19 protein-coding genes and 4 pseudogenes are annotated in these 26434 nt (G+C 31.7%); 12 read left to right on the top strand and 11 right to left on the bottom strand.

Annotation, left to right across the window (positions count from 1 at the left end; translation table 11 throughout):
• The 3 genes from EP747_RS17175 to EP747_RS17165 all read left to right on the top strand — a co-directional run.
• Positions 1-571, top strand: a 571-nt coding sequence (locus EP747_RS17175; protein WP_205753844.1) for a DNA-methyltransferase, incomplete at its 5' end; no start/stop codon positions are given.
• Positions 572-1078: 507 nt separating this feature from the next.
• Positions 1079-1963, top strand: coding sequence for a hypothetical protein (locus tag EP747_RS17170; protein ID WP_129691318.1), 885 nt, complete (start codon positions 1079-1081; stop codon positions 1961-1963).
• Between the two features lies 1 nt (position 1964).
• On the top strand, positions 1965-5417 hold the full coding sequence (locus EP747_RS17165) for a DEAD/DEAH box helicase (protein WP_165347115.1): 3453 nt from the start codon (positions 1965-1967) through the stop codon (positions 5415-5417).
• Between the two features lie 139 nt (positions 5418-5556).
• Here the strand turns inward: EP747_RS17165 and EP747_RS17160 are convergent.
• From EP747_RS17160 to EP747_RS17145, 4 genes and pseudogenes are all read right to left on the bottom strand, one after another.
• A pseudogene (locus tag EP747_RS17160) lies at positions 5557-6237 on the bottom strand (type I restriction endonuclease subunit R); the annotation flags it as partial.
• A pseudogene (locus EP747_RS17155) lies at positions 6234-6617 on the bottom strand (type I restriction-modification system subunit M N-terminal domain-containing protein); the annotation flags it as partial. The pseudogenes EP747_RS17160 and EP747_RS17155, both read right to left, overlap by 4 nt.
• Before the next feature lie 290 nt (positions 6618-6907).
• Entirely contained in the window at positions 6908-7087 is a 180-nt protein-coding gene (locus EP747_RS17150) for a hypothetical protein (RefSeq protein WP_129691316.1), read from the bottom strand.
• Positions 7088-7128: 41 nt separating this feature from the next.
• Entirely contained in the window at positions 7129-7977 is an 849-nt protein-coding gene (locus EP747_RS17145; protein ID WP_129691315.1) for a hypothetical protein, read from the bottom strand.
• 801 nt (positions 7978-8778) lie between these two features.
• On the opposite strand from EP747_RS17145, the gene EP747_RS17140 reads away from it, so the two are divergent.
• Positions 8779-10653 (top strand): AAA family ATPase, encoded by a 1875-nt coding sequence (locus EP747_RS17140; protein ID WP_129691314.1) that lies wholly within the window; start codon positions 8779-8781, stop codon positions 10651-10653.
• Positions 10650-11714 carry a hypothetical protein gene (locus EP747_RS17135; protein ID WP_129691313.1) on the top strand — a complete coding sequence of 355 codons (1065 nt, stop codon included), beginning with the start codon at positions 10650-10652 and terminating at the stop codon, positions 11712-11714. The genes EP747_RS17140 and EP747_RS17135 overlap by 4 nt, the downstream gene beginning before the upstream one ends.
• 284 nt (positions 11715-11998) lie before the next feature.
• On the opposite strand, the gene EP747_RS17130 is transcribed toward EP747_RS17135, so the two are convergent.
• On the bottom strand, positions 11999-12352 hold the full coding sequence (locus tag EP747_RS17130; RefSeq protein ID WP_129691312.1) for a helix-turn-helix domain-containing protein: 354 nt from the start codon (positions 12350-12352) through the stop codon (positions 11999-12001).
• 110 nt (positions 12353-12462) lie between these two features.
• Between EP747_RS17130 and EP747_RS17125 the strand changes: the two genes are divergently transcribed.
• A complete protein-coding gene (locus EP747_RS17125) occupies positions 12463-13068 on the top strand; it encodes a hypothetical protein (protein WP_129691311.1) in 606 nt (201 codons plus the stop codon).
• Positions 13046-13234, top strand: a pseudogene (locus tag EP747_RS24925) (HNH endonuclease); the annotation flags it as partial. The gene EP747_RS17125 and the pseudogene EP747_RS24925, both read left to right, overlap by 23 nt.
• A 765-nt stretch (positions 13235-13999) precedes the next feature.
• On the opposite strand, the gene EP747_RS24545 reads toward EP747_RS24925, so the two are convergent.
• From EP747_RS24545 to EP747_RS17095, 5 genes are all read right to left on the bottom strand, one after another.
• Positions 14000-14107: a hypothetical protein gene (locus EP747_RS24545; RefSeq protein ID WP_205753843.1), complete on the bottom strand. Its 108-nt coding sequence runs from the start codon at positions 14105-14107 to the stop codon at positions 14000-14002.
• Between the two features lie 157 nt (positions 14108-14264).
• Positions 14265-14957, bottom strand: coding sequence for a hypothetical protein (locus tag EP747_RS17110; RefSeq protein WP_235832920.1), 693 nt, complete (start codon positions 14955-14957; stop codon positions 14265-14267).
• A complete protein-coding gene (locus EP747_RS17105; protein ID WP_129691309.1) occupies positions 14932-16605 on the bottom strand; it encodes a site-specific integrase in 1674 nt (557 codons plus the stop codon). The genes EP747_RS17110 and EP747_RS17105 overlap by 26 nt, the downstream gene beginning before the upstream one ends.
• Before the next feature lie 9 nt (positions 16606-16614).
• Entirely contained in the window at positions 16615-19332 is a 2718-nt protein-coding gene (locus EP747_RS17100; protein WP_129691308.1) for a hypothetical protein, read from the bottom strand.
• Positions 19322-20653: a site-specific integrase gene (locus EP747_RS17095; protein WP_129691307.1), complete on the bottom strand. Its 1332-nt coding sequence runs from the start codon at positions 20651-20653 to the stop codon at positions 19322-19324. The genes EP747_RS17100 and EP747_RS17095 overlap by 11 nt, the downstream gene beginning before the upstream one ends.
• Before the next feature lie 207 nt (positions 20654-20860).
• On the opposite strand from EP747_RS17095, the pseudogene EP747_RS17090 reads away from it, so the two are divergent.
• Together EP747_RS17090 and EP747_RS17085 are read left to right on the top strand one after the other, a co-directional pair.
• Positions 20861-21043, top strand: a pseudogene (locus EP747_RS17090) (LemA family protein); the annotation flags it as partial.
• Entirely contained in the window at positions 21040-21765 is a 726-nt protein-coding gene (locus tag EP747_RS17085) for a TPM domain-containing protein (protein WP_129691306.1), read from the top strand. The pseudogene EP747_RS17090 and the gene EP747_RS17085, both read left to right, overlap by 4 nt.
• A gap of 238 nt (positions 21766-22003) precedes the next feature.
• Here the strand turns inward: EP747_RS17085 and acsA are convergent, their stop codons facing one another.
• Entirely contained in the window at positions 22004-23722 is a 1719-nt protein-coding gene (gene acsA, locus EP747_RS17080) for an acetate--CoA ligase (RefSeq protein ID WP_129691305.1), read from the bottom strand.
• Between the two features lie 180 nt (positions 23723-23902).
• Between acsA and EP747_RS17075 the strand changes: the two genes are divergently transcribed.
• The 3 genes from EP747_RS17075 to EP747_RS17065 are packed head-to-tail and all read left to right on the top strand — an operon-like array spanning position 23903 to position 26384.
• Entirely contained in the window at positions 23903-24535 is a 633-nt protein-coding gene (locus tag EP747_RS17075; protein WP_091023612.1) for a GNAT family N-acetyltransferase, read from the top strand.
• A 35-nt stretch (positions 24536-24570) separates the two neighbouring features.
• Positions 24571-25212 carry an acetoin utilization AcuB family protein gene (locus tag EP747_RS17070; RefSeq protein ID WP_129691304.1) on the top strand — a complete coding sequence of 214 codons (642 nt, stop codon included), beginning with the start codon at positions 24571-24573 and terminating at the stop codon, positions 25210-25212.
• Positions 25212-26384: an acetoin utilization protein AcuC gene (locus EP747_RS17065; RefSeq protein WP_129691327.1), complete on the top strand. Its 1173-nt coding sequence runs from the start codon at positions 25212-25214 to the stop codon at positions 26382-26384. The genes EP747_RS17070 and EP747_RS17065 overlap by 1 nt, the downstream gene beginning before the upstream one ends.
• Positions 26385-26434: the final 50 nt, after the last annotated feature.

Here is a 26434-nt window from a genome sequence, read left to right as displayed (position 1 = left end):
AAAAAAATATGGATCTATTTCTATGGAATTTGGGGATTGGGATTTAAAAGTAAATAGTATAAATTGGGTTACACTTTTACAAGAATTTAAGAGAATCTTAGTACCAGGTGGCACAATGGTAATTTTTTATGATATTTTTAAAATGAGTGATATTGCTGCAATTGCAGAAACACTAAAATTAAAGCAATCTAGAATTGGAATTTGGGAAAAAACAAATCCTGTTCCAATCAATGCAAAAATAAATTACTTATCAAATGCAAGAGAGTACTTTATTTCCTTTACTAAAGGAAAAAAAAGAACGTTTAACTCATACTATGACAGGGCTTATTATGAAGCTCCTATTGTTAGTGGCAAAGTTCGATTTCATCCTTGCCAGAAGCCAGTTTCGCTTCTTGAAAATATTATCTCTACACATAGCAATGAAGGTGAAACTGTATTAGATTGTTTTATGGGTTCGGGATCAACTGGACAAGCTGCAATAAATCTAAATCGTAACTTTATTGGTTTCGAATTGGATAGTATTTACTTTAACAAAGCTTCAAATGTTTTGAATAAGACTGTAGCAAGTTAAGATTGTAGAAAAGGATTAACAATGCTTTATAAGATTGAACTAAGGTATTATCCAAATAAAAATGGAATAAACAAAGAAAACTCGCCATTACTTTGGCGAGTTTTAAATTTTTTATTAATAACAAAGTATTTTAGCTCATCCATTCATATTTGTTTTCACTTTATTGAAAACAATTCATTTTTTAGTGACCTCTTTTTACTAAGAGAAAAAATAACAACTTGTAACGAAATTTAGTAGTCAATTTAAAAGTTTATTTGTTTAGAAAATTACTAGAGGTAAAATGTTTAAAATGACTGCTTCCATCCCCTGCCTACATTCACTTCTCTTTCATCGATAAATTAGTCATTCAACTCACTACTTTTTTAGTTAATAGTATAAAAGAATATATTAATGTTATAATATATTTGGAATTTTTTTCTAATTTCCATTTGATTTTCAAATTGCACTTTTTTACGACAAAATAAAATAGCATTCTTTCTAGAATTAATATGAAAGGAAGATTTATATTTGACTACTGTTGATGATTTAACCTTAAATGAAAAAATAAATAAAGCTATCATGGAGGCAATTGAGCATTTAAAGGAACATATAACTTTTGAATTATATGAAGCCACTACTCATAAAGCAATATTAACAAATGGTTGGAACAACAATATTGATACGATTAAATCTATTGCAAAATATCTCGTAAGTATAAGAGCAAGCGCATTAGATACTGCTTTAAATATTTGTTCCTTTCTATTAGATGATACCCCTGAAGGAAGATTAGATATTTTAACAAGTGTATTTGAGATTGTGGGTGAAAATCCTAATAGTTTAACAGAAACTCAAATTGTCGATGAAAGAAATCCTTGGTTAGCTGAAGGACTTTGGCATCTTTGCATGTTTTTATCAAAGGAAATAAAGGACATTCATCCTAACGGTGATATTATTGCTATTGGACCAGTACATGTAAAAGCTAAGGATCACGGGTTAGATGGAATTGCTCTTTATGAAAATAATAGTGAGATAGGATTAACATTGATTGAATCTAAAGCATATAAAAACGACCCTAATCGTGCTATTAATAAAGCGCTCGGTTTTTTCAAAGAAATTGATAATGAAAATCATACAACAAGAATTCGTCAAGATGTAAATAATTTACGTAGTAGCTTACCTTTTGAAAAGCAGAGAAATATTAGCGGTGCATTTTGGAAGAGAAAACGTACATACATCCCTAATCCGCATTATGATAGTTCTATTTCTATTAATTGGTCTAGGAAGCGAACTTCTTTTAATAGTCTACTACTATCAAGAGAAAATATAATTATCATGCCAAATATTATTGCGGGATTTGATGATTTTTTTACAGCAATTTCAAATGAAATGCGTAACTTTGCGAGGAGTTTATAAAATGTACAATAAATTTACTCAAGATTTAATAGATAAAATCCCAGAACTTGAGGGATTTAATTCTGTATCATGTAGAAGAATTTTGACAAAAGCCTATTTATCTATTACTCAATTAAAAGTAGGTATTAATCAACAAGAAATTTTAAATGAAGAATTAATTGAAACTAGGGATACCTTAAGAAGATTAGCTGACGCAATGGAAAGTTTTTCTATATTCGATAAATTAAACGGGTTAGATATACCTGAAGATGTGGAAGTGTCATGTGCGTTTGTAGCAGCAGAAGCCCTATCTTTATTGAATACAATAGCTAATCTTTTGAGTGAGACTGATGAAGTTTATTATAATGATCATTTTTTTTACCATAAGAATTATATTGCTTTAGAATCTGCACTCTTGTATATGGTAGGTGGATTCGACATAAATGCAAATTCAATGATAGATTTAATAAACTATGAAAACTTTAATGAACTTAATGATGGTGATTACCTTGATTTAAATAAGAGTTCAATATTACTCATTAATTCCTTAAAAACTTTCATTAATGGGAAGGTTTCAAATTTCCAATTTTCTTCTAATAATTTACCTAAGATTCTTTTTTCTGAACCATATAATGAACTTGTAGAGAAAATAAGAATACATTTTTATATTCAACTTTCTGTTAGTATTAACCAGTATATATCTTGGTTAAATGGAGATGATCAAGATGGTTTAAAAAATAGCCTTCTGACATTAACTAAAGTTAGAAAAGCATCATCAAGTGAAAGTGATTCAAGAAACATAGCCTACTCAGATATTTATCATTTTAGTTCGTTATTAGCAGTAGCAATTGAAAAAACGCAATTACGATCCTTATTCAATACTATTCCTGTTCCTGAATCCGATGATGCACAATATCAAGATGGGTTTCAGAACTATTTAAAAAGTAGAGCGAAAGGTACAGGTTTCAAACTTGGTAGACCCTTTTTATGGCCATCTGCATTATCTTATGTAAATCAATGTTTACCTGGTCCTAAAAGAGATTGTGTAGTGACAATGCCAACTGGAAGTGGAAAGAGTTTCATTGCTGAAATTGCTATGATTCACGCTTTATCAAAAGGGTGGGTATTATACTTGGCACCAACCAATGCTTTAGTACACCAAATTCGACGAGACTTAAAAGACACACTATCAAATCTTCATAATACTAAGATTCGCTCTTTTGTTGGGGGTGAAGAATATACCACGCTTAGTGAGGAGAATATAGATTTTGAAGAACGATTTGTGGCAGTTATGACACCTGAAAAGTGTGCTCTAGCTATAAGGTTATATCCTGAACAATTTAAAAATTGCTCCTTATGTATATTCGATGAATGCCACCTAATTAATGATAAAAATAGGGGGACTAACGCAGATATTTTGCTAACCCGCTTAATAGAAGTGGCTGAGAATATTAAATTTCTTTTAATGTCTGCTATGATTAGTAATGGTGAAGAATTATCAAATTGGCTAAAAAAGGTTCATGATAAAGATGCTATTTGTGAACCAATTAATTGGCGCCCATCCAGAACGCTAAGAAGTGTAGCAGCTCTAAATCTTCATGATATTAGAGAAAAGTTTCCTATTAACAAAGAAAAAGCTAATAAATTAAGTGGTAATAAGAAATATGTATACTTTGATTGTTCATTATTATTGATTTCTGGTCTTTCTGGTCCTTGGACTTTAGACAGCTTAGATTATAAAGTCAGTAAAATACCAGTATCCTTTAGGTTAAAAGCATCAAAGGATAATTCAAGTTTCTTAATAGAGAGTTGGAAAAATACAGTCTCTCGAAATGTGTCTGAACAGTTGGCCAATAGCGGAATACCTGTAATAAATTTTATACTCACAAGTAAGCATCATGCATTTAGTAGTGCTGGAAAAATTAACGAACGTTTAGCGGGATCATGTGGTTCTATTGAACATTTACCTGAAATGGTAAAAGACTATTTAACAATTGCTGACAAAGAATTAGGTTTAAGAACTGTATTATGGGACCTTTTCGCCAAAGGTATTGCTGTTCACAGTAGTTCCATGTTGCAGGTAGAACAATCTGCTTCGGAATACATATTTACGAATGAAAAAGCTAGCCTAATGTTTGCTACTGGTACATTAGCTCAAGGTTTAAATCTCCCCGCTGTAGCTGTGGTAGTTGCTGGGACAACTATGGGTGACCCTAGAGAGTCTGACGATTTATATGGGATAACTAATGAAAGAGCTAAATCAACAATTTTAAATGCATTTGGACGAGCAGGCCGACCAAGTTTTGGTAATCAAGGGTTAGCCATTTTAGTTCCTGATAATCCACCTATTGTAAATTATCATAATATTATTAGACCTATTAGAATACAAGGAAATGATATTATGAGTGAACAGGACGCCTCTGTGGTAGTACATAGCCCAATTGAAAATTTTATTGATCTTATATCAAATGAGCAATACAACATCGAAACTGCAACTATCGAAGAGCTCACACTGACATCACTTTTGGCAGAGCTAGATAATGAAAATAACATTAGCAGTATTCTAAGTAAAACCTTTGGAGTATTCAATAAAGGTAACTTAATAACGGAAAAAATGTTAGAAATTGCTCGTCAGAGAATATTAAAAATAAAGAAAGAATTTTTAGATACTCCTAGTGCCCCTGAATGGATAAATTTAGCTACAATGAAAGCAGGGGTAGACTTTTTCAGGGCTCAAGGAATGTGGGAAGCATACCTAAAAAGAGGTCTTATAATTCCTGAAGCAATTGCAGAAAACAACGTTATGGATTGGTTATCAGTTTTTTTTGATGTTCTATCTCGAATGCACCCTAGATTTATTAAATTTTACCCAACTCCTGAAATTCGGACTAAAACTCCCCTTACTAGAATGAGGGATTACGTCGTAAAAAATAATCTTTTTGCTAATGAGGATTTCGAAGTAACTCCTGAATGGAAGATTCTATGGGAAGAACTAGAACAACTTTTCAGATTATATATGAACGGAGCAAGTTATAAAACAATTGCTGAGAGGTTACTTGGTATGGAAGTAAGAAATAATGGTCGAAGTAGTGGTTCAAATCCAATTCCTGCTGTATTTAAATTTATCAAAGATGTTATTGAACCAATTGCGGTAGATGCAGGATGTTTTTTAGCTTTAAATGAGTTAGGTGTCTTTAATAGCGAAGGCGATTCTGTTCCTGAAGGACTTCAAGCATTACCAATTGCTATTCGAAACGGATGTAATAATTTGGGAACTCTTGCTTGGTTTAGATTTGGGTTTCGCCAAAGAATATGTGCTCATTACTTAGAAGAAGCATTCCCCGTTCCAAATGAGATAATAAAAGACCAAGAACGAGCTGACTGGGTTAGACGTACAAGAAGAAATTTCTTATCCACCCCTTCCGAACAGCCTTTTCTCGAAAGTATTAGGAATATAATAATTCAAGAAACATAAAATTGTTTAATCGAGTTCGTATAAAATATAAAATCCGCTCATAATTCCAGTTATGAGCGGATTTTATTTAAATATGAAATTTTTTTGTGAGGAGTTTGTATATGTATATTAAAATACATAGATTCTCACTAAATAACTTCTATCCATTAACTTTCGCATAAACCTCATCCATCATATCTTCCATAATGAAGTTTTTAAACTCTTCATTTTCTAATATCTTCATAAAGAATTTCTCGTTACTACCCATACGATCAATCACGAAGTCCATGAATGATTTTTCAAAAGCGAATTTGAAATTGTCTTTTGTATTATTTTTCGCTTTTTGTTGAATATCTTCACTTTTTAACATGTCTTCTTTTACTTGGTCACGTGAAAGGAAATCAGTCTCAGTAAATTCAGTACCGAAACGTTCATTTAACTTATCTAAAATTGAAGATAATCGCACTTTTTCATCTTCCACTGCGCTACCTGCACCATGTTTAGTAGGCTTTAAGTCAACTCCACCTGTTTTCTCTAACTCGATACTGCCTTCAAACACTTTCTGATTGCGATAATATTGAAGGGATATATCGTCAACCATATACACGTCTTTATCTATACTGCTACGAGGAAGCTTTCGTAAAAGATAGTTCAAATAAATATAAAGCTTATGCAATTCAACATCAATGAAGGTTGCTATTTGTAAAATAAATGCGTATGTGCGTACGAATTTCGTAGCCGATGCTTTGAACGCTTCTCTTTCTTCATCATTTAATCTATTGAAACGGTCCACACCTTGATCAATCCATGCATTCAGTTCTGTTTGTGCCTTTGTGGATCTAGCTTTTCGATTTGACGGTCGAAATCAAAGTGTTCCAAAATATCGCGTGCTGTTTTCGAAAAGCCGTTAATATAATCACGTAAGTTATCGGCGATGTTATCAGCGTCACTTAAAAGTTTCGTAAAATTGTAGTTACTTGTATTATGGAAGTTTTGCTTTGCAATTCGATTTAAAATTTGTTCCCGAGCATCCTCATTCATAGCTTTAAACTTCTCAAAGTTTGCTAATACTTCACTTTTTGTACTATCTAATACACAATCAAATCGACGTAATACAGCTAAAGGTAAAATTACCTTACCATAGTCCTCTGGTTTATACGGGCCACGCAATATCTCTGCTATTGACCAAATGAAACTTACTTTATCTTGAAAATTAATCATTATTTATCTCCTTAATATTCGAAGTGTATATATATTCTAGTTTACCTAACTCTATTATTTTAGGAAAGTATAATACAAGTTATATTTAACTAAAGATATTTAAATTGAGACTTTATGAATGCCATTACTTGCATAAAAAAAGAATCGCTCATAATGGTTATTATGAGCGACAAACAACATATGGAAAAATTTTATATTTATTTTCTTCTTTTCTTTTTAAAATTATAAAAGAGTATTCCAAAGTAACTACCAAAAATCAAACGCTTACGTTGTTTCCCCCCTGCCGAAACCTATAGTTTCTGCTGCGTTTTAATTGATGATAGCTGTTTAATGATTAATTCCTGATCTCTCATACGCTCTAAAATTTGTTGCTTAAACAGCTCCTGACCTTGGCGAAAACCATCACTAAACCCTTGTTGATAGTCGGTTTGGAAAGAGTACTGCAAGGTTTTTTTGTTCTTATCATCCATAAAAAAACTCCTCCATTATTATAAAAAATAAATTTTCTTTTTTAAGAGTCTACTCTACGACTTGATAGATAGGAATTTAATGAAGTTATAACACGCTTGTCATGAAATCTTCCTAGCATTTGTTGCTCAACATCTAAAGGAAGTAAGTGAAAAGAAAGAAGAATGTCTACGAGAATCCTGTATTGATCAATATCTCGTTCAGACAAAAATCCCATTAACATATACTCCTGCACCTTTTCAAGGGAAACCTGTCCATAACTTATTAGAAATTCAGCACCCAATTCATTAAAAATCTTATAAGAGTCATATACAGGTTGGCATTTAACGAGAGATAGGCTCCCGTAATTAAAGTTGATTTTTTTTTCCTTTTGAAGAATTGGGCAATGTAACATTTTTTCCTTGGCCTTAGCATATAAATATTGCATTTTCTTATAAATTTCATAGAACCTGTTAAACAAGACGGCAAGACTATCGATATCCAAATGTTCCAAAGGGGTAACACAAGATGCGATTATATCTATCCTTCCCTCAAGCTTCAAAGTAGGTCTTACATAAAATTTATCTTGTTTCCGGAATGGTTCTAGCCGTTTAACTAATTCAGAATTATCATTAATACTTTTATGAGAGATCTTTACTACAGCAGGAAGAATACCTATGCTATGCAAATAATCATTTAGAGCAATTTGGTCTGTATAATGATATTTTTTTCTTCTAGTAAACTTTGCCACCAAATTATGTTTGAAAAATTCAATTCTGTTTCCCTCGTAAGAATTTAAACGATTACGGAATTCTTCCTTGATTAGTTTTAAATGTTTTTCAGCTTTCTTGTATTCCTGATAAATTCCCTGTTCAAGTAATTGTTCAGCGATATATTCTGCATTTATTTCCATTTATTTTAGCCTCCCATTCTTTACTCCTAGAATACCCAAACGTACGTTTGGATATTCTAAAATAAGAACAAGTGTTTCAGATTGATCATTTAAATACAATTAAAATTATAATGGCAGTAGAGGGGAATGAGGTCAAAAAAGGCAGCATCTGAAAGAATGCTGCCTTTTTATAGAAGAGTTGCGACAACCACTATAATAGGAGGTCAAATAGATAACAGATAAATTAAAACCCTATGTAGATAACGAAAATAAAAGAATTGCTCCCTTTCAATTTAGGACAACTATTACCTCAGACAAAAAGATAAACACCCCCAGTGAAGTGTTATTTAGTGAACTTTTTATCCTGGATTATTATAGGCAAGCTCTATCAAATCTAATAGGTTTTCAACATCAGTAATTACTTCTAGCCAAATATCTTGCTAGGGGAAACTCCTAGTTTACCGTTCAATAAGAACCGATTTGAAAAAAGCTAGTTATTTTAGTCCTGAAAATACTGGCTTTTATAGAGTACTTTCCCCTAAAAAAGTTCTCCAGTTTATGTACTCTCCTACCTTTTGAACCTCTTTTTGATAGTAATTTAACTGTTTTATTATCCATCATGAATCTCTTTTCCCTGCATTTATCTAAAAAAGTTCTCATTTTTGTGTACTCTCTTTGTCTTGTGTATCCTGTTTATGAACTACTTGGCACTCTTATTTCATTTTGTAAATATTTAGGAAATAACATTCTTCCTCTATATATGTAATAAATGTATAATCTTGTTATTGGCACAAGACATTTATTAAGTAAAAGGAGAAAGTAATGCATATTGCTTATATTTGGGTTAAAACCTACAGAAAGAGTATACGAGAACAAGGATTTAATTTTAGTGATAGATTCCGAATTGACTATAATTATAAAGAAAAGGTTTTAACAATCAATAATAACCCTAACTTTATAGAAAATTTCTTTACAACAGAAATGACAATTGGAAAAGAATTAACCTCAATAATTAAGCAATTTTCAGCCATTGTTGGTGAAAATGGCGTAGGTAAAACTAGTGTTTTAGACTTAATTAAAGAAAACTTATCAATTAAATATGATAGATACAATAATAAATCTTTTAGTATTAAGGATGAATTGATTATTGTGTTTACTAATCCATCTAATAACAAGCTATATATTTATAATCATGAAAACATAAAGATACAAAAGATAAAGGCACCTTTAGAACTTTGTTATTTTCAATATCACTTCCAAGACTCTTCTCCTAATTTAAGTAATACTCAGATCATTCACTTTTCTAACATTTTTGATAATAAGAAGCTTGGAAGTGAAGAAAATAATATAATTGATATATCTACTAATTATCTAGTAAGAAATGATAAAGGTGATAAATTAAGTAGTAATAAAAGTGAAGTATATATTCATAACGTTTATGAAACAATTCGTAAAATTAGCTTTTTGTCTAATAAAAGAAACGAACCTATAACAACGTTGCCTTTTAAAGTACCAAAAACACTTTATATAGTATTTAATAATATTGATATACATGATGATCAAGTAGATTTTAGTGATCAAGTAATTTCATTCCTTAAAAAAATTGATAATAAATTAAATCAGAAAATAGAAGATAGAGTAATATATAACTTTTTATGTCACTTTTTCATAGAACATGGATCCTTGGAACCTTACCAATCTTCTCTTATTAATGATTTTTCAAAACTAAAGATTCAAAATGGTCCGAATAAATATAATAATATTTTTAAGTGGTTGATTGATGCACTAAAGAACAGAAGTTTTGATAATAAAGAACTGTTTTTAAGTATGGCTAAAAACCTAAAAGATATGTTTGATATTATCAAAGGGTTACTAGAGGAAAAACGCCTAAAACCTTTTAAAGAAAATTCCTTAGAAACCTTAGAAATTGAAATTATTAAAGGGGATTCTAAATTAGAAAGATTTTTCAAAATTTATCAAGAGGTAGTTTATACTAACGATTTTATTGAACTAGATTGGCAGGATATGAGTTCAGGAGAAACAGCTTTCTTTAATTTGTACTCAAGGTTTAATTATGCTTTTTCTTTGATGGAGCACAGAAAAAAAGTTAATGATATCATAATCCTTGTCGATGAGGGAGAGGTTTATCTTCATCCACAATGGCAAAAAAGGTTTTTAGATGAATTTATCAACTTAATTTCCTATTTATTCAACGATATAGAAAATAAATACAATATTCAAGTTATAATGACATCAAACTCACCATTTGTTGTATCAGATTTACCAAAATCGAATATCACATTCTTAAAAAGAAACTATTTAAATGAATCATCGATCTTAGTGGAAAAAATTGAAGACCACCAACAAACTTTTGCCTCTAACATTCATAATCTTTTAGCTAATTCATTTTTTATGCAAGATGGTTTAATAGGAGAATTTGCCAAACGAAAAATTAATGAGGTTGTAGACATATTAATTGGGGAAGATTACGACCCTACTATCGTAAAAAATAGTGATATTATAAAGCGAACTATAGACATAATTGGTGACCCTATTATTAAGACAAAATTACTTAATATGCTTCAAGAAAAAATTCAATTAGATTTTATAAATATTCGTAAGGTATTAGATGATTTCCAGGATCAAATTGATGACCTTGTGAAGTCAAATGATCTTAATAGAGGTAAAAATAAATGATACATATTACAAGACCCGAATTAGATCAACTCGCTGAAGATTATTTTTATAATTTTTTCATAAAAAGAGGTTTCTTAAAGAAGCTATTAATTTCCTATCTTAAAGAGAAAAACGATCATCGAGCATTTTTAAGAATTCTATTAAAGAGAATAAAGGAAATAATTACTGGAAGACCAGATGTACTTGAAGACATTCTTAAGAATGAATTTGAGAAAAACTTCCCAAATTTATTAAAACAAATAAAAAATACAAAACCAACCCAAGAAGCAAAAAAAAAGGTTAATTCACGAATAAGGAAATATAATAAATTTATTGTTCCAACACCTGCACAAATTTTTTCTGCTAGAGTAGAGTATTCATTTCACTATAATTCTTTTGTTAACGTCGAAGACCCAAAAAGCTGGGGTGCAAAATATCTTGCAGAAAAATTAGGTGTAAACGTATGTCCATATTGCAATAGAAATTTTACACATACACATCGTCCCCACTCGACAATCAAAGGGGCAACACGTCCCGAATTTGATCATTTTTATAGTCAGGATGAGTTTCCTTTTTTTGCATTATCCTTCTTTAATTTGGTTCCTAGTTGCCATGTTTGTAATTCAAATTTCAAAGGAAGTCAAAAATTTGACCTTCATTTAAACCCCTATGATCGTGGATTTGACGATGACATTATGTTCACACTAAAAATTCGAAAAAGAAAAGATAAAAAGTATCTAGAAAATTGGTATAACAATCCTGAATATTTTAACATAGACTTTAAAGTTAATTCATTAGCAGATCCCGATTTCATAGAAAGGGCTAAAAATAACATAAAATCTTTTCAATTAAGAGAGTTATATAAAAATCATAAAGACTTTGCTATGGAAGTAATTATAAAGGCAAAAATTTATGATGAAGACAAAATTAACTCAATGGTCACTGAATTTCCAAACCTCTTTCCCAATAGAGAATCTGTTATTAGGCTCATAACAGGCAATTATTCAATGTACAACGAATTAGGCAAAAGGACTCTTTCTAAGCTCATTCATGATATTGCTCAAGAATATGGATTAAAATAGTTTCTTAAATTAGCCTTTGTGTTTTTCAGAAGAATTTCAAAAAAAAAAATCGTGCCACAATGAAAGTAACATTGTTTGATATCCAACAATTTTGCGAGTCACTTAAAAGAATTAATGAGTATCATATAATTTTCTTATTTTTGGAAACAGAACAGCCAATTAATTTTCAAAAAAACCTAACGGATTGCGATAGAATTTAAAAGGACTGTCTAAAATTTGACAGTCCTTTTTCATTTATTCGATATAAACTTACTTTAACAGAGCCTATTTTTAATAAATTTTAATTATTTACTATCAAGCAAACTGATTATTTTTTTTACAGTTTCGTGAATCAGCAATATTTCATTTGTATTTCTAGATTCTAAAAGTTGTTTATGGAACTTCAGAATCTCTTCCCTATCTAAATCATTAGCGGGAAAACTCGGTTTGTCGTTGTGAAAAATTACGGACGGTAGAACATTTAAAGCATTACTTATTTTTTCAAATGTTTCTAACGAAATATTTCTTTCCCCACGTTCAATACCACCTATATAGGTATAGTGAACCTCTGCTTTTTCAGCTAACTCTTCTTGGGTCAATCCTTTTAGCTTACGGAGATATCGAACTCTATCTCCTACCATTTTTAATAATTCGGACATAATTTTCACCTCACTACTATGGTAGAAAAGTAAAAAAAAGGAATACAGTAGTATAAACTAGAAAAAATTGTCAATATTAATACTTATAAATATTAAAAGGAGGTAAATCAATGACTTTTCTTAGAGCTAGAATAAAAATAAGGGGAACAAGACCACTTCTTTATAACAATATGAGACTGGATGCTATCTCCCCCTTTAGAAAAGAAAAATCAGGTGTTCCTGGAAATAACCCTGAAGAATGGAAAGACACTTATTTAGCGACCTCAAGTGATCAACTATATTTAAAACCAGATTATTTATTTTCTACTATAAGGGCAGGTGCAAAACATACAAAAAGAGGCTTGGGTTCACTGGAGCCAAATGTTTCTGCAACATTACAAATTATAGATGATGTAATTCTATTAAATAGATATATTTCGGTTAATTCTATTGACGACGATCATTCTAAAGATGTTTATATTGATATCCGTCCAGTTACAAGGAATAAAGTAAAAAACATTCGATACCGATTGGCAGTTGGAACAGGATGGGAAGCGGAATTTCAAATTGCTTGGGAATCGACTTTGGTTGCAAGAGAACAAATGCATTCGATTTGTATAGATGCTGGCTTATTTGCTGGTATAGGAGATGCGAGAAAATTAGGTTACGGCAGGTTTGAAATATGCTCATTTACTGTTGAAGAGGAGATAGTAAATGCCCAAATTAAGAGTTCCTAGAGAAACCTGGATAAAGAACGTCAGACCATTTATTTGGAAAAGGGACGGAAAAAGATGTGTTAAATGCAGAAAAGAATTGTCCCTAAATGAATGTCACATTGACCACATTAAAAGTGGGAAATTTGCAGATAACAAGTTTTCGAATTTGAGAACATTGTGTAGAAGATGCCACGTTTTGAGAGATGATAAGAATCACTTAGGAATGATTGCTAGTGCATTGAAAGATGCTATTATCCCAACTAATTGGAGAAATCATACTTGGAAGGATTAGGATAAAAATTAAATCAAGAAAAAATTAAATATGGTACGGAAGGTTAGGTACGGTAAGTTTAGAGTAAATATTGTTTATTCTTTCGGGGTAACTTAAATAAAATCTCTAAATTAAGAAATGCTACATTCATACTAGACAATTAATTCGAAACAGACATTACTGTTCAATAGGATTGACCTTCCTATTGCTGATGAGAATATGGTCAAATCTGGTATGGTTGGGCGCGGTTAGGTACGTTGCGGTTCGGTTACGTGCGGTTTGGTGCGGTTAATTATTTGTAATAGTACCCAAAACTTTAAAAATACTATTTTTAAAGTTTCACTGTAGATAATAACCTTCATTAAAAAAGGAATTAGGTCTTCCTCAACTTCTAATCAATAATGCCTAGGTAACCCTATGTGTACATTTCTATAAAATAAGTTGTTCCTTAGTTTCTCCACATTTTAAAAAAAATCTATAGTGAGAAGTTGTGTTTCAATAAGACAAAAATAAAACAAGCACCATTCCATCTACATAAATTGATGATGCTTGTTGAAATAGATAAGTCATATAGCTAGTAATTTTAAATGAGTATTTGATAAAAATCCAGATATTTCACCTCTTTTAAGTTCTGTAAAAACAATACCTCTCTAGCTCTTGTTACTCCAACATAGTGAGGGTTTACGTCCTGAATTTTATCGGCATTATATGATTAGGTAATATATATTCGTATAAGTCTAAATGGAATACGATATCACACTCTAATCCTTTTGATTTGTGAGTTGTCATTATTTGCAATTCATCATTTCTAGCAGGTAAAAAATAATTGTGGTGGTATCGAATCCCTTCAATTCAATGTACTGAAATCCTGCCAAATAATAATTGAGATAATTGGTCGCGACTCCTTTCTTTCTTTCAACTTTAGGTTTCACGACACTGCCACCCATTAACTTTTTCTAAACCTACTTGAAAACTTCGTTTTTGAATTATCCGCAAGGTTAAATGGAATAACCTCATTGGCTAACTTCTCATTTCTTTCTTTAAATTCTAAGAAACTAGTAGGCGAACTGAATACAGTTTTCATTGCATAATCAGTTTTTTGTTGCACTTCAGGATTAGAAGTTTCTGATAAGATTCTCCACATTAAATACACTAACTCTTGTAAAGAACTGTTTTGTTGTTCCACGGATTTCTTTTTAATCTTTTCTATTTTCAAATTCTCTTCAAGCGATTGATTTGCTTCCTTTAGTTTTTTTTCCCTTTGTAATGTTGAATGAAATTGTTTTTCCATTATTATTAAATTCGTTAACAATTCCTCTTTATTCTTATACTTTTTATTTACCAAATCGACTACGTTAGGCACGGTAATTTGTAAGTCTTTAGCAATGACAATTGTTTCGCTAAATACCCTGTTAGCTTTGTCTACTTCACTCCTACCTAAACGACCTTCTTTTCGCCAAAACGAATCAGAAGTCGATGCTGATAATTCATTCGATTCGAAAAGCTTATTAGCGAATTTGTGAATTTCAGAGTATTTGATATTTCCGATTGGCTGTTCATTTTCTTTAAATAATCTAATTACACTTCTAACTTCTTCTTCTGAGAGTTTGTGATTACGACCTACCGATTTTATCACCATTTATTATTACTCCTTCACCTAAAATCGTGCATAACTTTGCTAAGCTATTGATTTCGTGTTGTGCAGCGTTTGCTTTAGTTTTTAGTTGGGTTAAGATACCCGTGTCCCTCCTTGACAACTCATCATTAATAAACTGTCTGTTGAGATTACTAATCATTGTAACAAGTTCGGTAATTTTGTTTTTTCTTGTGAAGATTATCTGTTTAATCGTTTCTTCTTTTTCGATAAATTCATCAGGAGTTATACCCCAATGAGAACACAGGTAACATTTTCTTGATTCACATCTTTGATCTTTATCTTTACAGTAACCAATCTTTAGCTTTTTTTTAAATTCACTTTCTACTCCATAGGCTTTTAACTTGATTTCTTTTGGGATCGTTCCTAAATTAAGATTCGAATTTGTTACTTGTTTTGATTTAGTCATTAACTTAAATACTTCACAATCAACCCAAAACTCAATATGAGCACTATAATGATATTGAGCAGAGATTGTTGAGTGTCCTCCCAACCTTGCAATTTCTATAGGGGAGTAGCCTTGCATCATTAATGAGACAAATGCAAGATGTCTTGTGTCATTGGGGCGTATATAGTTTTCTTTAGAGATGATGCAATCAAATTTTTTCTCCATGACATTATAGAATCTTTTAATTAAACCAGACAAAATATCAATAGAGAATATGTCTAAATTTTTTTTCGTCGATAAGCGATTTCTAGATAAATCTGAATAAGCAAGCGATTTATAAGAAATCAAAGTATCAGTTTTGCCGAATTTATCAGTTATATCTTGGTAGTGACTAATAAGATTGAACATTTCATAATCAATTAAAATCGTATCTAAATTTTGTATTCTCTTATTCGAGGTTTTTCTTCTTGGCAATTTAATATAATACTTATCATTTACGGGAGATACACAATTCCTTTTGATATGACAAAACTCAGTTGGTCTCATAGGTATTATGTTTGATAACCTCCACCAAATTACTAATGGATAAATAAAGTAAAGTTCATTTTCCAAGTCTCCATTATGAACTGATTCGTCTTTCAATTCTTCAAAATACAAATCAAGAAAATAAGAAAAAGAAAGAATGTCCTTTGAAGGTGGTAATCTTCTTATATTAGATACCTCTGGAATTTTGTTCAATAGTTCTACAAGAGAAGGGACATAGACTTCTGATATTTCTAATTCGGTAAAGTCAAAGAAATTGCAAACCGCCACTGCGATATCCCGTTGTGTTTTAGCACCAAGATCACTGTATTCAATATAGTTCATTAAACTATTTTTCTCTTCAACTCTAAATCCTTTAGTCACTTCAAATGCTTTTACAAAATAAATAAAGGAAGTAATGAATTGTCTTTTATATTTCTTAACCAATTGTACAATCCAACATTTTACCATTAGTTTAAAACTATCTGGTAGAGTACCATTAAATAATGCAAAATCTAATTTACTAAAATCTAGTTTATTATGTTGCTTTGCATAATCAGTTCTTTCAATTAGCCAAACATCATCATCAAATTCCGAGTTAATAAATCGTGTCTTCATTTCATGAAAGACTTGTTTACTTTCCTTTACGCTTAATTCAATGTCAAATTGTTCGTCGGAAAAAAATTCTATATCAATATCTATTTGTATATTTTCTAAGGACATTGGAGCCTCCTAATTTAAATAGACCGGATTGTATGTTAAATACTTTTCGTAATCTTTTTCTAAGACAATATTATCCAGTAAATTAAGTAATTCATTGTACTTCTCTTCGCCACCATCAAAAAATTTAAATACTTCTGATTTACCAAATCTTTGAATGGCTCTCTCGAAATTATCCATATCTATAAACAAATGATTCATTAACTTAGTCTTTTCAGCTTCAAAACTCGTAGGATCGTATTCCTCAATAAAATCAATAATAGTTGATTTAATATTTTCACTTAATGTTGATATAGCTAAGAAATTTGGCACCGAATATTGGCAATCAAGGCAATTTTCAAGTTCTGGTCTTATACAGCCGTCTGAAGCCAATAGGCACTGGACATTTTCCTGTCGACTTGGTAATGCATTTGCATTTAAATCAAACATCAAATCGGTAGCACCATCTATTCCAAGATTAAAAATAATATCAGCTACAGTTTGCCTTTCAGATAATATTTTGTTTACGAATCCTACTGTTGCTTCTATTTTTTGAATATCACCAAACTTTTGATTGATCCTGATAATTTCTTGTGTTCTATCATTTCTATCGAAATTTTCTCCAATAATAACTTCTGCTAAAAGGTCCGTAATGAATCCAAAATGCTTTCTACTAAATAAACTTTCACAAAGCTCGTCCAATTCTTCTTGAGGGAAATGCATATATATATTTGTAGTTTCATAGTCCTCATGTGCTCTCAATCTTTGTGCCATTTCTAACGCTGCACTTCCGCGGCCTTTTTTCACTAAAACCATATAAATTAAAACTAGTACAGTTCTATTCATTTGAAGTGATTTAAAACTAAAGCCATCATTTTTATCAATAAACTCTTTGAAAAATATATTGTGGCATTTACTAGAAAATTTACTATTTTTGGTGCCAAAGTTAATCATAGAATCATTAAATAGACCAGTCGTTTTGTTTAATATTAGAGTACATATTACTGATGCAGTTGCAATTGGAAGCACCAGTTCATCTGCACAATAAAATTGGTTTGAGGAACCAGTTTTATTAACAGTAAGTTTTTTTCTTCTTAACTGATTTACAATACACTCTGCTTCTTCAAGAGTTAAATCTCTTTGTTTTAAAGTCTCTAAAGAGTAAATATTTATCTCGCTTAAATCAACTGAAGTAAGGGAAATAACATCAATATGCCGCCAGCCATTACACAGATGAATTAGAACGTATAGCCATGCAGAAGAATAATATTGTTTATCTTGGTTTCCTTTAATTATGTTCTCGGCATCTAATATGGATCGTTGTTTATGTTTCATATCCTTTGAATACTCATAAATCTTTAAATATTCATCGTAGGAATATAACTCTTTGGGTTTTTCTTTCACTTCATTTAGATAGGGATTTGTTACTTTTTTTATATCAAAAGTTTTTGACGTACTGTTTCTATTTAAAGCCAACCTCATAACATTAGAATGATATTCTATGATAAAACTATATAAGTATGTTTGTTTCGATTTAGCAACAGAATCATTAAAAATAAAAAGATTAATTTCGTTTGAATGGAAGGAGTACAATTCTTTTTGTTGGGTAAGAAGAGAAAGATATTCTGTACAATCTACTAAATTTTTTATTAAAGCTTTTGTTGCTTGAACATTTGATCTCGTCAATAGTAATTTTTCTTTACAATGCTGAAACCACATTTTTTTTGTGTACTGACTGTTCACTGAAAAAGAAATTTTTTTTATATCCAAAATAAGATGAAAAGCAGTTAAAGAATCATTTTCCATTGCTTGATTTATCAAATCTCGTACTTCTTTCTCGGCTTTGTATTTTTCGACTTCTTCCCTTAAAAATACGGTATTTTTAGTACCATTATTTAAGATTGTATTCATTAAAGTAGAGGACGGAAATGATTTTAGCTTATCAAAAGGAATATGCTTAAGATTAAGAATATTTTTTGTTTCTTCAACGGAACAATACTTAGATTTAATTTCAGATTCTCTTTTAAATAAGTTATCAATTTCGCTTTTTAGAAAATACTTCTTACCTTTTACTTTAATAATTTCTAAATTTTCTTCGTTACTAAGAAAATTTTCTATTTTATTTCTGGATGCTCTGAACATCTTACATACTTGTACTATAGTATAAAATTCTTCTGCTTTGGGTTTAATAAAATACTTTTCTGCTATATCACTTAAATAGTACCAAATCGTCTTCGAAACTACTTTTCTTGTAATATTAGAACTCCTCTCCAAATAGCACAGTTCAACGTAATCAAGATTATATTTTTTATAAACATCTAACTGACAAATATGTGTATTAAGGAATTGATCAATTTGATTTTTATTTATGTATAATTTCGCACCTTTGAAAGGTTTGTCGTAATACTTAAATTCTATCCCTTCACTATTACATAAGCTTTTAATACCATCTATTACCCTTCTTTTAGAATCCGAACCAGCAATTGCATTTACCCCGGAAAAACCTAGTAATTTTGCAACTTCTTTATCTCTATAGTAGTTTGATTCAAGTGAATCGATAAACTCTATTAATTCGTCCAATTCTCTCCTTTTTAAATAGGTAGTTCTACACTTCCCATACTGTTCGTATTTTATTTGCAAGAAATTTTCTTTGATGTAATAGTTGAAACCTTTGTGTGTGAATGCTATTTTAGTGTATTTACCCGATTTTACTACTTGAGTTAAAGTAATCCATTCATCTCTATCTGCCACTTCTGATTACACCTTTCTTCCATAGCTTCTTTGCCTTTTCAATATTGATGATTCCTAATCTTTCTTCTGGATAGTTTTTAAATTCATTTATTGCTTCTTTAATTTGTTGATTAGTTAGTGTTGCATCAATATAATCTAAAGCTGAGTTTATATTCCTATCCCCTCTTGCGATAGCTAATTGAGTTACTGTAAAGCCCATATCGATTAGTAAATTTGTAAAAACGCCTCTCCCAATATGTGTGCCCCAAATCGAAGTATCAAAAGTATAGAAATCTTTATGACCAATTAACGAAAGCAGAAAAGCTTTTTTAACTTTACTAAACCGTCTTTCATAAACCTTACCAGACATCGGATTTCCACTTTTATCAACAAATAGGGCACTTGGATTCTTAATTTTTTTATTTCTGATCATAATGTCTAACATTTTCATATGGTCATCATAAACTTCCCATACCAAATCATTATCTAAGATAGTTTGTTTAGCTAAATCGACACTCAAATAATTTAACCTCTTTGGATTCTCAAATTTAGTATCCTTTAGATGAGAGAAAAACTCCTTTCTATTGTCCCTAATATTAACTACCATCATTTCTCGATAATTAATGTTTAAATCTCCTCTAGACACATTAACAACTTCTCCTCGTCTCAAACCTCCATAAAATTGCAAACATAAACCAAGAGCAATGTCAGGGGCAATATTTCTAGCAATGATAATAAACTGAACAATTAATTCTCTACGGTTTTCTCCGAAATCCTTCAATTTAGCAGGTCTACTCTTAGAAGTTTCTTTAGAGGGAAATCGAGTCGGTAGAGTGGGGGTTCTAAACAGTGATTTTGTTATAGTCTGACCTTTCGAATTTACCCTAGCCTCAATTTCAAACTTTTCATTTAGGTAGTTCATTTTTCTAAGGTATAGGAAGAATTTATTGATATATTTTTCATATTGTTCTACAGTGTTTTTCTGTAAACCATTTAAAGATAAGCTAGTTATATACCGACTTCCGTGAATTCTTTTCAATCCTCTAATACCTAAATCTTTTAAGTCAATAAACTCTTCATCTTCACTTATTACTTTTTCTTGTAAGTAATTTAAGAATCTACAAATTGTATTTGCGGGAGCTGACTGAGTATTAATGCTTCTCCCCATAAATTCATACTCTGCTTTGATGAAATGAGATAATGGGTGAGGATATTCTATTCCTGTTTCTAGATCTAATACTCCAATGTTAATGGCTTTAAATTTTTTTATTTTCCCTCTAACCATTTCAATAGTTTCAACTTCTTTACTTACGAACTTATATCTTAAATTTTCAAAACTCATTGCCTAACCCCCAAAATAAATACGACCTAACTCATATGTTTAATATTCTACTATTAAACCTCTACCTCCTTTTATTTTTGTCCAAAGATAGCATTTTTGAGCGAATTAAAATTATTATAATTTCCCTTATGATCTTTATATTTTTAGTAATTTATCTCTAAGTTTTTTGCTTTATGACCAAAAATGTACCTATAAGGAACTGAAAATCGACTAGCTATTGCTCGTAAAGATTATAATGATGCAGTAACTGTTTACAACCAAAAAATCAAAAAATTCCCGGGAGTACTAGTAGCTGGACCTTTTGGATTCGAGAAGAAGGATTACTTTGAAGTATCTGAAAAAGATAAAGCTACACCTGAGGTTGACTTTAGTGGCGATGGTAATAAATGAGAAAATTTCTCTCAGCAATATTCCTAATAGGATTTCTTTTTTCATTTGCTACAGGAGCAAATGCTGAAATTAAAGTACCTTCTCAAGTAGGAGACATTTATGTACAAGATTATGCAAATGTTCTCAACAAAGAAGATACGCAAACTCTAATTCAATTAGGGAAAAAATTGGAAGACACTACCTCTGCTCAACTTGCGGTATTAACGATCCCAAGTCTGGAAGGAAATGATATTAAAGAATATGCTAATACAGCATTTCGAAAATATGGTTTAGGTAATAAAGAGAAAAATAATGGTGTTCTTTTGTTATATGCTAAAAAAGACAGACAAATAAGAATCGAAGTAGGATATGGTTTAGAAGGAGTTGTAACAGATATTAGATCTGGGAACATTCTGGACCAGAGTGCTATTCCATATTTGAAAAAAGGTGAAGAATCCCTTGCGATAACAAACACATATAAATCACTATATAATGTTATTTTAAATGGCTCTGAACAAACAGGTCATTCTAAAACAAGTAATTTATGGGACAATTTAAAAGTATTCATCATCATTGCGATTGTGATCGCGATTATCATCATTGATATGATATTCTTTAATGGTATACTTACTTATTTCATTTTGAATTTATTACCTGCAATATTAAACTCATCCGGTGGCGGTGGCCCAAGGGGCGGTGGCGGAGGAAGCTCCGGCGGTGGCGGCTCCGATCGAAAATTTTAAAACAACAAAAAAACCATTGGATTTTTTTCCAATGGTTTTCATTATATAAACAGAGTCCTACAAACTTGAGTTTCAGACTGATTGCAAGCGCTTGTCTTTCGAGGCGCGAAGCCTGGTGAGGAGCGGAGTTACCCTAGACGGTAATGAGCACCGCAGACAGGCGAAGCAACGAAGAAAGCGAGCGTTTGTCAACAGTCTGAAAACCATTGGATTTTTTTCCAATGGTTTTCTTTTTTTATTAATCTTCCATCGTTGATAAATCACCAGTTGGAAGGTCTAACTCCCATGCTTTTAATACTCTTCGCATAATTTTTCCGCTTCGAGTTTTTGGTAATTTATCACGGAACTCGATTTGTCTAGGTGCTGCATGAGCTGCTAGTCCTAGTTTTACAAAGTTACGGATTTCTTCCTTCAGTTCATCTGAAGCAGCATAACCATCTCTTAGTGCAACAAATGCTTTAATAATCTCACCTCTTACAGGATCTGGTATACCAATTACACCAGCTTCTGCAATCGCAGGATGCTCGACAAGCTTACTTTCTACTTCAAATGGACCTACTCTCTCCCCAGAAGTCATAATAACATCATCTACTCGACCTTGGAACCAGAAATACCCATCCTCATCCATATAAGCTGAATCACCTGAAACATACCACTCATCATTTAAGAAATATGATTGGAATTTTGCTTCGTTATTCCAAATTGTGTTCATCATCGACGGCCAACCCTTTTTAATCGCTAGATTTCCCATCGTATATGGAGCAACTTCATTACCGTTATTATCAACAATAGCTGCCTCGATTCCAGGGAATGGTTTACCCATTGAACCTGGGCGAATTGGCATACATGGATAGTTACAAATTAATGAAGCTCCAGTTTCGGTCATCCACCAATTATCATGGATTCGTAAATTAAATACTTTTGCTCCCCAACGAACTACCTCTGGATTTAAAGGCTCTCCAACACTTAAAATATGTCGAAGTGAACTTAAATCATATTTCTTAATAATGTCTTCCCCTGAACCCATAAGCATACGGAATGCTGTCGGAGCACTATACCAAACCGTTACACCGAATTCTTGAATTGTTTCATACCAAGCATCTGGACTGAAACGACCTCCTAATATCACGTTAGAAGCACCATTTAACCAAGGTCCAAAAATACCGTAAGAAGTTCCAGTTACCCAACCTGGATCCGCTGTGCACCAATATACATCATCTTTTTGTAAATCAGTCACCCATTTACCAGTTTGATAGTGTTGGATCATCGCTTGTTGAACGTGAAGAACACCTTTTGGTTTTCCAGTTGAACCCGAAGTATAATGTAAAATTAAACCATCATGACGATTTAACCATGTAATCTCAAAATCTGTTTTCGCCTCTTTATAGCGAGCTTTAAAATCTACAAATTTACCGCCTTCCTCAACGTCATCACCTATAAGGAAGATTGTTTTTAACGCAGGTAGATCATTAACTGGAACACGTGATAATAATGCTGGCGTTGTGACTAATACCTTTGCCTCACTATCCTCTAAACGATCCTTAACAGCGCCTTCCATAAATGCTTCGAATAAAGGTCCAACAATAGCACCTAATTTTAAAGCTCCTAAAAGCGCAAAATACAATTCTGGTTGACGGGGCATGAAAATAAATACTCGATCACCTTTTTCAACGTCACCGAATTGTTTTAAAACATTTGCAGCCTTATTTGAATTAATTTTCATTTCTTCAAACGTATATTTTTCATTTCGCTTATCATCTTTGTAATACAATGCAACTTTATCTTTTCGATCAGAATTTGCATGACGATCGATAGCTTCAAAAGCCACATTATACTTTTGTGTTGTATACCAAGAAAACTCTTTTTCTACATCTTCCCACTTAAAATTTTTATAAGTTTCCTCATAGTTTTTTAAATTAAATTGTCCATTTTTTACAGGAAGCGCTTCCACCTTCATATAAATCCCTCCTTGATATTCTCTACTATCATTATACAATGATAAGATTTAATTTTCAGTATTTTTAATAAATTAACCATTTATATGTATTAGACACCTACTGTTTTTTTTCCTGTATGTCTTTCCTGCATTTTTTAGTATGATTATTAAAAAGGTGTTTTCTAAAGGGAGTGAGAAATATTGGATCACCCAAAAAAATATTTTTCAAAAACAATTCAAACTGTGCATGGTGAATTAATTATAGAGGGACCAGTCGAATCTGCCTTACTTGAAACATATCATTTTCATGAAAATTTAACATCTTTTAGACAACCAGCACAACAACATAAAGCAATTGTTGAAATTGCTAGTCTACCTGAAGCTAGAATTATTATTGCTAGACTTGATCAAACAATAGTTGGTTATGTAACTTATTTATATCCAGACCCACTTGAAAGATGGTCAAAAACAACTCTAGAAAATTTAATCGAGCTTGGAGCAATTGAAGTAATACCTGAATTCAGAGGATTTTCAGTTGCCAAGAACATGTTAATTCTCTCAATGCTAGATGATGCAATGGAAGACTATATCATTATCACAACAGAGTATTATTGGCATTGGGATTTAAAAGGTACTGGTTTAAATGTATGGGAATATCGAAAAATGATGGAAAAAATGATGAATGCCGGTGGACTCATCCAATTTGCAACTGATGATCCTGAAATCTGTTCCCATCCAGCAAACTGTTTAATGGTAAGAATGGGAAAACGAGTTACAACTGAAGAAATTCAAGCATTTGACGCACTACGCTTTTTACAAAGATATATGTACTAATTGAACTTTAATCTCGAAAGGTAGGATTCAAAATAATGCTTATTCAAGATATTATGCGCAGTTCAAACATTACTTTAAAAAAAGAAAATACTATTGGTGAAGCAGTAACAATTTTTCGAACAGGTGATGTTCGTCATATTACAATCATTAATGAAGATAATCAAGTGGTTGGAATCATTTCTGATCGAGATGTACGGGATGCCCTACCTTCAACATTATTTCCACAAGCATTTTCATCTGTACTTGAGGTTCCTGTTGAAAAAATTATGACTACTAATGTTATAACTTGCAGTCCAATTGACTTTGTTGAAGAAGTAGCAACTTATTTCTATCAATATAAAATAGGCTGTTTACCTGTCGTATCTAGCAAAAAATTAATAGGAATTGTGACCGAAATTGATGTTTTGCACACTCTAGTAACTTTAACAGGAGCATATCAACCTAGCTCCCAAATAGAAATCTTAGTCCATGATCATCCAGGTATTTTAAGTGACGTTGTTAACGTATTTTCAAAAGAACACATTAATATTGTAAGTGTCCTTGTTTACCCTGCAAAAGAAGTGGATCATAAGGTTCTTGTATTTAGAATTCAAACGATGAATCCACTTACGATCATTCAAACATTAAAAACTGAAGGATATAAAATTCTTTGGCCAAATGAAGCGAGTGAATCATGATGAAAAAGGATGCATACTTAGTATATAGCGAAGAATACCATGCCTATCAGTTCAACGAAAAACATCCATTTAATCCGATTCGCTCTCAATTAGTTTATGAACTATTAAAATCTAGTAATCTATTAAATGATGCTGATATTATTCCACCAAGATTAGCAACTGATGACGAGCTGCTCCTTTTTCATGATTTACAATTTATCGAACAAGTTAAAAAAGCAAGCCGCGAACCAGTTAGTGCAAATATCGCTGAACAATTTGGGCTTGGAACTGAAGACACACCCATTTTTAAAAATATGCACGAGGCCAGTTCTTTAATTGTTGGAGGCACATTAACAGCAGTAGATGCCGTTCTAGAAGGAAAATCCAATCATGCTTTTAATTTAGGTGGTGGGCTACATCACGGTTTTAAACGAAAAGCCTCTGGTTTTTGTGTTTATAATGACTGTGCAATCGCCATAAAATATATTCAACAAAAATACGGTTTAAAGGTGTTATATGTAGATACGGACGCACACCATGGAGACGGAGTTCAGTGGGCATTTTATGATGACCCGACTGTTTGCACACTCTCAATCCATGAAACTGGTAGATATCTATTTCCTGGTACAGGTGCGTTAACCGAAAGAGGACAAGGTAAAGGTTTCGGATACTCATTTAACATTCCAATTGATGCATTCACCGAGGACGAATCATTTCTATTAAGCTATAAAAAAGCAATAACCGATATAGCTGAATACTTTAAACCAGATGTAATTCTCACCCAAAATGGCTCCGATTCGCATTGTTTCGATCCATTAACTCATCTTTGTACGACAATGAAGACATTCGAGGAAATCCCAAAAATCGCACATGAAATCGCTCATAAATATTGCGATGGAAAATGGATTGCTGTTGCTGGAGGAGGATACGATTACTGGAGAGTAGTACCAAGAGCTTGGTCACAAGTATGGCTAGCTATGACAAATCAACAACCAACCTCAAACCTAATACCGGATAGCTGGCTAGAAAAATGGCAGAAAATTGCTAATGTTAAGTTACCTACAACGTGGACAGACAATCCATCAATTGTTAAGCCAATTCCAAGGAAAAAGGAAATAGAGGAATACAATGAACAAGTCTTATACCGTGCACTTGAGCCATTGCACATTCAGCAAAAGAAGCCTTTTATATAATAAAATGTGCAAGACGAAAAAATGACAGGATCTTCAATTGAAGACCCTGT

The sequence above is a fragment of the Gottfriedia acidiceleris genome (genome assembly GCF_004138285.1).
GTDB lineage: Bacteria > Bacillota > Bacilli > Bacillales > Bacillaceae_G > Gottfriedia > Gottfriedia acidiceleris_A.
Note: the sequence above shows the minus strand (reverse complement) of the source record. Positions and strands in the feature narration are given on the sequence as shown.

Bases quoted from the DNA above. Each gene is read 5' to 3' on its own strand.
- EP747_RS17140 (WP_129691314.1), top strand. From the start codon at position 8,779: ATGCATATTGCTTATATTTGGGTTAAAACCTACAGAAAGAGTATACGA.
- EP747_RS17130 (WP_129691312.1), bottom strand. From the start codon at position 12,352: ATGTCCGAATTATTAAAAATGGTAGGAGATAGAGTTCGATATCTCCGT.
- EP747_RS17150 (WP_129691316.1), bottom strand. From the start codon at position 7,087: ATGGATGATAAGAACAAAAAAACCTTGCAGTACTCTTTCCAAACCGAC.
- EP747_RS17135 (WP_129691313.1), top strand. From the start codon at position 10,650: ATGATACATATTACAAGACCCGAATTAGATCAACTCGCTGAAGATTAT.
- EP747_RS17105 (WP_129691309.1), bottom strand. From the start codon at position 16,605: ATGTCCTTAGAAAATATACAAATAGATATTGATATAGAATTTTTTTCC.
- EP747_RS17070 (WP_129691304.1), top strand. From the start codon at position 24,571: ATGCTTATTCAAGATATTATGCGCAGTTCAAACATTACTTTAAAAAAA.
- EP747_RS17095 (WP_129691307.1), bottom strand. From the start codon at position 20,653: ATGAGTTTTGAAAATTTAAGATATAAGTTCGTAAGTAAAGAAGTTGAA.
- EP747_RS17085 (WP_129691306.1), top strand. From the start codon at position 21,040: ATGAGAAAATTTCTCTCAGCAATATTCCTAATAGGATTTCTTTTTTCA.
- acsA (WP_129691305.1), bottom strand. From the start codon at position 23,722: ATGAAGGTGGAAGCGCTTCCTGTAAAAAATGGACAATTTAATTTAAAA.
- EP747_RS17125 (WP_129691311.1), top strand. From the start codon at position 12,463: ATGACTTTTCTTAGAGCTAGAATAAAAATAAGGGGAACAAGACCACTT.
- EP747_RS17065 (WP_129691327.1), top strand. From the start codon at position 25,212: ATGAAAAAGGATGCATACTTAGTATATAGCGAAGAATACCATGCCTAT.
- EP747_RS24545 (WP_205753843.1), bottom strand. From the start codon at position 14,107: ATGACAACTCACAAATCAAAAGGATTAGAGTGTGATATCGTATTCCAT.
- EP747_RS17110 (WP_235832920.1), bottom strand. From the start codon at position 14,957: ATGGTGATAAAATCGGTAGGTCGTAATCACAAACTCTCAGAAGAAGAA.
- EP747_RS17165 (WP_165347115.1), top strand. From the start codon at position 1,965: ATGTACAATAAATTTACTCAAGATTTAATAGATAAAATCCCAGAACTT.
- EP747_RS17145 (WP_129691315.1), bottom strand. From the start codon at position 7,977: ATGGAAATAAATGCAGAATATATCGCTGAACAATTACTTGAACAGGGA.